This is a genomic window from Eggerthella sp., from assembly GCF_048329335.1.
Lineage (GTDB): Bacteria > Actinomycetota > Coriobacteriia > Coriobacteriales > Eggerthellaceae > Eggerthella > Eggerthella lenta.
This window is the reverse complement of record NZ_DBFEGU010000309.1, coordinates 1-10,174: the sequence shown is the minus strand read 5'-3', so window position 1 is coordinate 10,174 and position 10,174 is coordinate 1. Positions and strand designations below refer to the sequence as shown.

Annotated in this window: 9 protein-coding genes; all 9 read left to right on the top strand. The window is 65.5% G+C overall.

The window, feature by feature from the left end; genetic code table 11:
• Positions 1-971, top strand: a 971-nt coding sequence (locus tag ACMO6A_RS09780) for an alpha-D-ribose 1-methylphosphonate 5-phosphate C-P-lyase PhnJ (protein ID WP_418471173.1), incomplete at its 5' end; no start/stop codon positions are given.
• Complete coding sequence (locus ACMO6A_RS09775; RefSeq protein WP_009607953.1) at positions 964-1,824, top strand: ATP-binding cassette domain-containing protein; 861 nt, start codon at positions 964-966, stop codon at positions 1,822-1,824. The genes ACMO6A_RS09780 and ACMO6A_RS09775, both read left to right, overlap by 8 nt.
• Positions 1,825-1,998: 174 nt before the next feature.
• On the top strand, positions 1,999-3,357 hold the full coding sequence (locus tag ACMO6A_RS09770; RefSeq protein ID WP_015759890.1) for an alpha-D-ribose 1-methylphosphonate 5-triphosphate diphosphatase: 1,359 nt from the start codon (positions 1,999-2,001) through the stop codon (positions 3,355-3,357).
• A gap of 1 nt (position 3,358) precedes the next feature.
• On the top strand, positions 3,359-4,057 hold the full coding sequence (locus tag ACMO6A_RS09765; RefSeq protein WP_009305809.1) for a phosphonate C-P lyase system protein PhnL: 699 nt from the start codon (positions 3,359-3,361) through the stop codon (positions 4,055-4,057).
• 363 nt (positions 4,058-4,420) lie between these two features.
• Positions 4,421-5,209, top strand: coding sequence for a phosphoribosyl 1,2-cyclic phosphate 1,2-diphosphodiesterase (gene phnPP / locus ACMO6A_RS09760; protein WP_015759891.1), 789 nt, complete (start codon positions 4,421-4,423; stop codon positions 5,207-5,209).
• A gap of 332 nt (positions 5,210-5,541) precedes the next feature.
• Positions 5,542-6,675, top strand: a complete 1,134-nt coding sequence (locus ACMO6A_RS09755) for an SLC13 family permease (RefSeq protein ID WP_232453148.1) — start codon at positions 5,542-5,544, stop codon at positions 6,673-6,675.
• Between the two features lie 189 nt (positions 6,676-6,864).
• Complete coding sequence (locus ACMO6A_RS09750) at positions 6,865-7,668, top strand: ABC transporter substrate-binding protein (RefSeq protein ID WP_009305812.1); 804 nt, start codon at positions 6,865-6,867, stop codon at positions 7,666-7,668.
• 18 nt (positions 7,669-7,686) lie between these two features.
• A complete protein-coding gene (locus ACMO6A_RS09745; RefSeq protein WP_227110145.1) occupies positions 7,687-9,063 on the top strand; it encodes an amino acid ABC transporter permease in 1,377 nt (458 codons plus the stop codon).
• Positions 9,064-9,075: 12 nt separating this feature from the next.
• Complete coding sequence (locus ACMO6A_RS09740) at positions 9,076-9,846, top strand: amino acid ABC transporter ATP-binding protein (RefSeq protein ID WP_418471172.1); 771 nt, start codon at positions 9,076-9,078, stop codon at positions 9,844-9,846.
• Positions 9,847-10,174: the final 328 nt, after the last annotated feature.

Genomic DNA, 10,174 nt, shown 5'->3' with positions numbered 1-10,174 from the left:
CGTCGAAGCGCGCGATCCGCCGCGCCCTGGTCAAAGGCGTGTCCATTCCCGGTTACCAGGTGCCCTTCGCCTCGCGCGAGATGCCCATCGGGCGCGGTTGGGGCACGGGCGGCCTGCAGATCACGTTGGCCATCATCGGTCCCGACGACACCCTCAAGGTGATCGACCAGGGCTCCGACGACAGCGTGAACGCCGTCAATATCAAGAAGCTGGTCGTCGACACCACCGACGTGGAGGTGACCGACGCCACCGAGGACGCCACGCTCATCCAGTCGCGCCACCGCATTCCCGAGCATCCGCTGGACGACGGTCAGATCCTCGTGCTGCAGGTGCCCACGCCCGAGCCGCTGCGCAGCTTCGAGCCCAGCGAGGCCGCCACGAAGCGCCTCCACGCCGAAGCCGACTACACCGGCGCGTGGCTGGAACTGTTCGACCAGATCGTGCGCTTCGATGCCACCACCACCGGCGCCGACCATCCTGTGCAGGTGTTCGGCCGCTACGTGATGGCGCCGTCGCCCATCCCGCGCTTCGACAACCTGAAGCTGAACCAGGCGCGCCACCTCACGCTGTTGGGGGCGGGCCGCGAGAAGAAGATCTACGCCGTGCCGCCCTTCACCGATGTCAAGCCGCTCGATTTCGAGGACTACCCGTTCGCGGTGGAAACCTTCGAGGGAAAGCGCTGCCGCCTGTGCGGCGCCGAGGGCGTCTACCTGGACGAGCTGGTGGACGAAGCCACCGGCGAAACCTACTACCAATGCAACGACACGAACTATTGTGTTTCGTCGGCTTGCCAGCCGACGAAGCCGGTCGACGCTGCGGCGGCTTCTGGCACCGAATCTTGCGGCTCCAAGGCCTCCTTACGTGCAGCAGCACGCTTCGTCGGCCTTTCCCCGCAATCTTCGGCACCAGAAGCCCCCTCGCTGACTCTACGAACGACCGGCAATTCTCGGAAAGGAACTTCCCATGCTTGATGCGCAACGATTCGGCGTCGACGAGGAGCCGTGCCTGTCGGTGCGCCACCTGTCGAAGCGCTTCGGCGCGGGCTGCCCGCACTGCCTTGCTCCCGCGGCGCAGCTGGAACGCAACGTATGCCCGCGTTGCGGCACGGTGCACGCCGTGCGCGACGTCAGCCTGGACGTGTTCCCGGCCGAGATCGTCGGCATCGTGGGCGAGTCGGGAAGCGGTAAGTCGTCGCTGATGAAGTGTCTGTTCTTCGACGAAGAGGCCACCGAGGGCGACGTGCGCGCCCGTCCCTTCGACGGCGGCGCGGCGAACCTGCTGCAGCTGTCGCCCCAGCATCAGCGCGCCATCCGCAACACGGTGTTCGGCATGGTGTACCAGAACCCCTACCTGGGGCTGCGCATGGATTTCTCCAGCCTGTCGAACATCGCCGAGCAGATGATCGCCGCCGGCAACCGCAACGTGGGCGCCATGCGCGTTCGCGGGGAGGAGCTGCTCGCGCGCGTGAACATCCCGCTGTCGCGCGAGGCCGAGCCGCCGCGCAACTTCTCCGGCGGCATGCAGCAGCGCGTCCAGATAGCCAAGGCGCTGTCGAACAACCCTCCCATCCTGCTGCTCGACGAGGTGACCACGGGCCTCGACCTCTCCGTGCAAGCCGCCGTGCTCGACCTCATCCAGCAGATCAGGCGCGACTTCAACGTCAGCATGCTGGTGGTCAGCCACGACCTGGGCGTCATCCGCATGCTGGCCGACCGCACGCTGGTCATGCTGGACGGCCGCGTCATCGAAAGCGGCCTGACCGACCAGATCCTGGAAGACCCCCAACACGCATACACCCAACAGCTCGTCTACTCCTTGCTCTGACGAGCAAGGAGTACGCCGACGCTGCGGGTTCTTCCGGTGTCCGATCTTGGCGCTCCAAGCCCTCGTCGCGTACCAAAGTACGCTTCCTCGGTCTTTCACGCCAATCTCGGGCACCGGAAGAACCCTCGCTGACTTACTACGCCAATATGTGACCCTTTGAAAGGAACCTGCACCATGGACACTGATTCTTGCATCATCCGCGGCGGCACGGTGGTGTGCGCCGACCGCGTGCTTCCCGACTGCGACGTCGTGGTCATCGACGGGCGCATCGCCGCCATCGAGCCGGTGGGCGCGTCCGACTTCGACGCGCAGCCCGATGCCACGATGGGCGTGCTGCCCGTGGTGGACGCGCGCGGCGCGTACGTGGCGCCCGGCCTCATCGACATCCACTCGGACTACGTGGAGAACGTGGCCTCGCCGCGCCCCAGCGTGGTCATGGACCTGTCCACGTCGCTGTACAAGGCCGACCGCGAGCTGGTGTCGCACGGCGTGACCACCATCTTCCACTCGCTGTCGGTGTACGGCGCGCACGTGTTCGACCACAAGCCCATCCGCGATTTCGGCAACGTGAGCGCCCTCATCGACCGCGTGGCCGCCCTGCGCGCGGGCGAGGAGCGCGACCACCTCATCCGCCACCGCCTGCACATGCGCGTGGAGCTGGACTCGGTGGATTTGTACGACGACATCGAGAGCTTCCTGCGCTCGGGCAAGGTGGACCTCGTGTCGTTCATGGACCACACGCCGGGGCAGGGCCAGTACCGCGACCTGCTGGTGTTCGGCGACACGCTGAAGGGCTACCGCGACGTCAGCGACGAGGACGTGCGCGACATCGTGCGTCAGCAGCAGGAGAGCCAGAAGCTCACGTACGCCCAGATCACAGCACTGGCGGCCGTGGCGCGCGAGCGCGGCGTGTCCATCGCCTCGCACGACGACGACAGCGAGGACAAGCTGGCGTTCATGGACGGCCTCGAGGCCACTATCTCCGAGTTCCCCATCTCGCTGGACATCGCGCGGGCGGCGCGGGCGCGCGGCATGCACACCATCGCAGGCGCGCCGAACGTGATGTTGGGCCACAGCCACTCGGGCAACCTCAGCGCGCGCGAGGCCGTGCAGGCCGGCGCCATCGACGTGCTGTGCAGCGACTACTACCCGGCGGCGCTGCTGGACGCGGTGTTCACGCTGCGCGACCAGTGCGGGCTCGACATCGCGAAAGCGTTCGCGCTGGTCACTATCAACCCGGCGAAGGCCGCGGGCATCGCCGACGAGGTGGGCTCCATCGCGGTGGGCAAGCGCGCCGACGTGCTGCTGGTGCGCGAGATCTCCTGCGGCGAAGGCGAAGGCTCGGGCGAGCACCCGGGCGCAAGGCCGGACGGTCGCGTCGCGCGCACGATGCCCGTGGTCACGCGCGCGTTCGTGGGCGGCCGCTCGGTGTTCCGCTCGCACTATCCCGACCAGCCGCTCGGCTACGGGCGCGACACCGAGCAGCTCGTCTCGCTCGACCAGCTGACCCGCCCTCTGGCCAAGGCGGTGTAGCATGGCGCTCCTCCGAATCGACGGCCTGTCCAAAACCTTCCTGCTCCATCGCGTGAACCGGCGCGTGCAAGGGTGCCAGGACATCGACTTCGCCATCGAACCGGGCCAGTTCGTGGGCATCACGGGGCGCAGCGGCAGCGGCAAGTCCACCATCCTGCGCTGCATCTGGCGCACAAACCTGCCCGAGCGCGGCCGCATTCTGTACGACTCGCAGCGCTTCGGCATGCTGGACCTGGCCCAGGCCACGCAGCGCCAGATGCTGTACCTGCGCGCCTACGAGCTGGGCTACGTCTCCCAGTTCCTCAACGCCCTGCCGCGCCAAACCGCCTACGACATCGTGCTGAAAAGCGCGTTGGAAGCGTACGGCGCCGACGAGCGCTCCCGCGCCGAAGAGGAGACCGAGCGCATGCTGCGCCACTTCGATCTGGACGAAGGCCTGTGGGAGCTGTACCCCCGCACGTTCTCGGGCGGCGAGAAGCTGCGCCTCAACATCGCCGCCGCCATGATCAAGCGCCCGCGCCTGCTGCTGCTCGACGAGCCCACGGCCTCGCTCGACAACGCGTCGAAGCTCAAGGTGCGCTCCCTCATCGAGCAGCTGAAAGCCGAAGGCACCACGATGCTCGGCATCTTCCACGACCTCGAATTCATGGAAGGCTTGTGCGATCATGAGTTCAACATGCAGGAGGGGATGATGGCGTGACGAGGATGTATCGCCCGCGCCCGACGCCGTGCGGTCGCGAGCAGGAAAGGGTGGCGCGCAAGAGAACGGATGTTTCACGTGAAACATCCGGAGGCGGCGACGGAGCCCCTTGCGGCGGCGACCTTCGTGGCGACGGCGCCTTGCGCGGTCGCGCAACGTCGTCCCAATGGCAAAAAGCATTCGAATTCGGAATCTCGAGCTGTCTTTTCGCGGCGCAGGAAAGCGGAACGCTGGCAAAACGCCTGGTCGTGGAAAACCATGCCCCGACTTCTCGCATAGTCCAACCCTATGAGGCGGGCACGCCTTCCGAATTCGATGCTTTTTTGCCATCCCAGCCGTATTCCGTACCGCGAAAGGGGAATCGTGATCGAAGATCTTCACGTGCATTCGACGATGTCCGATGGATCGGACACGTTCGAGCAGGTGCTCGAACAGGCGGCGCAGCGAGGCGTCGAGCGCCTGGCGTTCACGAACCACGACACCACTGCCGGGCTGACCGCCGCTCGCGAGCTGGGCGAGCGCCTGGGCGTGCAGGTGGTGGGCGGCATCGAGGTGAGCGCCTACGACTTCGAGCGCGGCCGCAAGGTGCACATCCTGGGGCTGGGCGTCGAGGAGGGCGCGCCCGCGCTGGCCGCCCTGTGCGGGTCCACGCTTGAGCGCCGTCACGCGAACTCGCTGTGGCAGCTGGACCGGTTGGTGGAAGCGGGCTACGAGGTGGACGTAGAGCGCGCGCTTGAGCTGGGCCGCGCGTCAACGTGCCTGTACAAGCAGCACCTCATGGCCGCGCTCACCAGCGAGCCGTACCCCAGCGCCGCCTACCGCACGCTGTATCGCAGCCTGTTCAAGAACGGCGGCATCTGCGACCGCGACATCGACTACGTGGACGCGCGCGACGCCGTGCGGGTCGTCGTGGAGGACGGCGGGCTGGCGGTGCTCGCGCATCCCGGCCAGCTTGACAGCTACGATCTGCTTCCCGACCTGGTGGAATGCGGTCTCGGCGGCATCGAGCGCTTCCATCCCGACCACACCTTGGCAGATCACGCTCGCTGCGCCGAGCTTGCCGTTCGCTACCGTCTCGTCTGCACGGGCGGTTCCGATTACCACGGGAAGTTCGGCAGGGTTCCCCACGTGGGGTTTCGCGTTCCGGCGTAGATTGCGCGAACCTTCCGGAGCGCTAGGGCGCGTGCCGTTGCGTGCGCAGGCCCGCCGAATCGGCCTGGGAGGCCGCGTTGCGCACCGACCGCTCCGTCCCCGCGATCGCCCGCTCCGCATCGACGCGGCCGTGCCCTGCGCCCCGCGATCGCGACCTCGTACGGGCGGGGGTTCGCGCGCTTTGGCGGTTGTACGCCGTCCGTCGACGCGCTACACTGGTCGCCATGACGCGCGACCCCTCATCGACTTCTCCGAACGCCCCTGATCCGAGGGGCGTTTTTTCGCGCGCCCGCATCGCTTCGGCCTGCCTGCGCTTCGCGCGGACCCACGCGGTGCTGCTCGTGTCGGCGCTCGCCGCGGCGGCCACCATGCTGGTCGTGCCGCCCGACGCCTCCTATCTGGGTTACTTCGATCTTAAAACGCTCGCTTGCCTGTTCGGCATCCTCGCGCTCGTCGGTGCGCTGCGCAACGCAGGCGTGTTCGAAGCAACGGCTCGCGCGATGGTGGGGCGCTTCTCCACCTGCCGCGCGGCCGTCACGGCCATCGTGGGCATCACGCTGGTGCTGTCGATGGTCGCCACGAACGACATGGCTCTCATCATGATGCTGCCCCTCTGTGCGGCGACTTTGCTCAAAGCGGGGTGGGAACGCGCGCTTCCCTTCGCGTTCATCATGCAGAGCCTGGCGGCGAATCTCGGCGGCATGATCGTGCCGTTCGGAAACCCGCAGAACCTCTACCTGTTCGAGCGGTTCGACATCCCGCTGACGGACTTCCTTGCTACCATGGCGTTGCCCTTTGCCGTGTCGGTGCTGCTCATCGGCCTGAGCTGCGCCCTGTTCGCGAAGCCGACGCCCCGCGCTTCCGAAGGGCGGCCTGCGGAGGGGCGGCACCTCGCGCGATCCGACGTCGCCCCTGTCGACCGTCGTCGCGCCATCGCGTTCGGCGCGCTGCTTCTGCTGGTCATCGCCTCGGTGTTTCGCCTGGTTCCGTATCCGGTTTCGCTCGTCGCCGTGGTAGCCGGCTTGCTCGTGCTCGACCGTCGCGCCCTGCGCTCGGTGGACTTCGGGCTGCTGCTCACCTTCGTCTGCTTCTTCGTGTTCGCGGGCAATATGGCGCGCATTCCCTCGGTCGAAGCGGTGTTGTCCCGGGCGATGGCCGATAACGCGCTGCTGGCCAGCGCGGCCGCCAGCCAGATCGTCAGCAACGTGCCGGCCGCGGTGTTGCTGTCGCATTTCACCGACAGCTATCAGGCGCTGCTCGTGGGCGTGAACATCGGCGGCGCGGGCACGCTGGTGGCATCGCTGGCCAGCCTCATCACGTTCAACCAGTATCGTGCCGTGCGTGCTGCGCTCGGGCGCCGTCCCGAATTGGCGCGCCAAACGGCGAGCGGCTTCGTCGCGCGCTTCACGGCTTTCAACTTCGCGTTTCTCGCGGTGCTGTGTGCTGTGTGCGCCGTATGCGGATAGCCGCTCCATCGCTCTAGCGCGCTAAACCGCACGGCCCTCCGAAACGACCGCTCGGGGGCCATCACGCTCAACTAACCCTTCTCTTGGCGCTTAGACCTTTGATAAAGAGCGTCCGGGGCCGTATAGTAGTGCGACTGCGTCATACTTATAGTGTTCGAGAAAAGCGGATGCAGTGGAAAGGGGAGGAACATGAATATCAAGAAATGGGGCGCGCTCGTCGCCGCAGGCGCGTTGGCCGCGTCGCTCGCGCTGTTTGGCTGCTCGTCCGGAGATCAGGGAACCACTACCAGCAGCACCAGCGGGAACGATGCGGGCTACACGTTGGTCAACGACGGCAAGCTGACGGTGGCGGCGTCGCTCGACTTCCCGCCGTTCGAGAATCTCAACGGCGACAAGCCCGAAGGCTTCGCGGTGGACCTCATGACCTTGCTGGCGGAAGAGATGGGTCTCGAGTGCGAGTATCTGCCGTCCACCAAGTTCGACACCATCGTGCCGCTCATCCAGACCGGCGGCAAGGCTGACGTCGGCGTGTCTTCGTTCACCATCACCGACAAGCGCCTGCAGCAGGTGGATTTCACCGATCCGTACTGCAACGTGAACCAGAGCATCACCGTGCGCAGCGATTCGGGCATCACCGACGTCGCCCAGCTTGAGGGCAAGAAGATCGGAGCCCAAAGCGGCACGACCGGCTACGAGTGGGCTGCCGAGAACATCAAAGATGCCGAGGTTACCGGTTACGACGAGATGACGGCTGTGTTCGCCGCGCTCGACTCCGGCCAGATCGATGCCGTGTCCGTGGACTTGCCGGTGGCGAACTACTACGTGAGGTCGTACTCGGACTGCCAGGTGATCAAGGAGATTCCCACGGGCGAGCAGTATGCCGTCGCAGTGAGCAAGGAGAACCCCGAGCTCACGAAGGCGCTGAACAAAGCGCTGCAGGCCGTGCATGACAACGGCAAGTACGACGAACTTGCCGCCAAGTGGCTTCAGTAAATTAACCAGCGTGACATCATGAGTATCATTCGATGCACGCGGATGCACCTGGCAAGTGCCGCAGCGCTTTTGGCCGCTGCGGCACTTGCCGTGCTGTTCGCGTTTCCGCTGAGCGCTCAGGCGATGGAGGTTGAGCGATGGACCGCCCAGCCCAACGACGACGCGCTCGAAAAGGTCATGGGCGCCACGCCCACGCGCGTCACGTGGCAAGGGCAGACCGCCGAGGACGAATCGCTGTCGGCGTTGGCTATCGATCTGCCCGAGGGCTCGTCCGTCGACGCCGAGAACGTCAAGGTTACCGTCATGAACGGCCTCGATCGCCTCGACGTCGCCTCGAAGGTGCAGGTTGACGGCGGATCGCTGGTCACGGTGACGTTCCCCGAGGCCACGCCTGCCGGCTCTCTTGTCATGGTGGAGTGCAACCGCACGCTTTTGCCGGGCGATGGGGGAACCTTCGGCCTGACGGGAAGCTATACCACGGCGGACGGGCAGACGCTCGACATGCCTGCCACCGACAAGACGTTCGACGTGGTCAGCACGTCTCCGGCCGAGCAATTGTCCACTTGGCTCGGCATGCAGGATTGGGTGAAGGCGTGGAACTCCAACAAGTTCCTCCACCTGTTCTTCGACCCCAGCATCATCGTCACCTCGGTGCCGGTGGTGTTCAGCGGATGGCTTATCGCCATCGCGCTCGTCATCGTCAGCTTTCCGCTGGCCATTCCCATCGGCCTTCTGTGGTCGTTCATGCGCATGGCGAAAAGCCGTGTCCCGCGCGCTCTCGGCGCTACGTACATCAACATCGTGCGCGGTACGCCGCTGTTTCTGCAGATATACATCGCGTTTTTCGGTTTGCCGCTGCTCGGCATTAAAATGGATCTGTTCGTGTTGGGCGCAATCGTCCTCGTGCTGAACTCCAGCGCGTACCTGGCGGAGATATTCCGCGCGGGCATTCAGTCCATCAACGGCGGCCAGTTCGAAGCTGCGCGCTCCTTGGGCATGAATGGCGCGCAGACGATGTTCTACGTTATCATCCCGCAGACCGTGCGGCGCGTGATCCCCACGATGACGAGTGAGTTCATCCTCATGTACAAGGACACGTCGCTGTTGGCCGCCGTAGGCGTCATGGAGATCATGATGTACGCGAAAACCATCACGGCCGCTACGGGCAACGTGACGCCGTACATCGTGGCCGCCGGCTTCTACCTTATCGTGACCATTCCCATGACAAAGCTCATCAACTCGATGGAGCAGCGCATGGCGGGCGGCCGCAAGAAGCGCAAGAAGGGTGTGACCATCACGTCGGAAGAGGCCGTGCTGCCCGACTCCGATGCGGCCGTGTCCAAGAGCCTGCGCATGTCCGAGACGCTGGCCGGCTCCAACCATATCAGCCATTAAGGAGGTGCGGATATGAGCGAAGAAAGCACAAATGCAGCTGACGTGCGCGTCGGCGAGCCGGTGGTCCGCATCGAGGGGCTGCGCAAGGCGTTCGGCGACAACGTGGTGCTGCGCGGGATCGACCTTGAGGTGCAGCGCGGCGAAGTGGTGGTCATCCTGGGTCCGTCGGGTTCGGGCAAGTCGACGCTGCTGCGCTGCGTGAACTTGCTGGAAACGCCCACGGATGGGCGCATCTTCTTCGAGGACACCGAGATCACCGCGAAGAAGACCGACATCAACAAGGTGCGCGCCAAAGTGGGCATGGTGTTCCAGAACTTCAACCTGTTCCCGCACCTCACGGCCAAGAAGAACGTGATGCTGGCGCAGCAGAAGGTGCTGCATCGCGCCAAGGAGGAGGCCGAGAAGGTCGCCGTCGAGCAGCTGACCCGCGTGGGCCTGGCCGACCGCGTGGACTACAAGCCCTCCGAGCTGTCGGGCGGCCAGCAGCAGCGCGTGGCCATCGCCCGCGCGCTTGCCATGGACCCGCACGTCATGCTGTTCGACGAGGCCACCAGCGCGCTGGACCCCGAACTCGTGCGCGACGTGCTGGGCGTCATGAAAGGCCTGGCGAAGGGCGGCATGACCATGATCGTGGTCACCCACGAGATGGGCTTCGCCCGCGACGTGGCCGACCGCGTCATCTTCATGGACGGCGGCTTCATCGTGGAGCAGGGCACGCCCGAAGAGGTGTTCGACCACCCCAAGTCCGATCGGACGAAAGACTTCCTGGGCCACATCTCATAGTTCCCGCCGCGCCCCGCCCCAGCGGGGCGCGCCCACATCCAAGCGACCGGCGCTCCGCTCAGGATGACGGCTTGCCATGGGCGACAGTCTATCCGTACAGATGTTTCACGTGAAACATCTTCGTCGGCACTTCATAGCCCCGCCGCGCCCCGCCGACCAACCGACCCGGCGGGGCGCGGCGGGGGTCTGCGTTGCACAGTTTTGCACGATATGTTGCGTCTCAAGCGCTTTCGGACGCCCTCGCGCTCCTCCGGGCGCACTTCTCGCGAGCGTTTTACCAGGTCGCGCGAAATCGGGGTTCGAGCGGTTCGGGTCGAACGCAGCATAT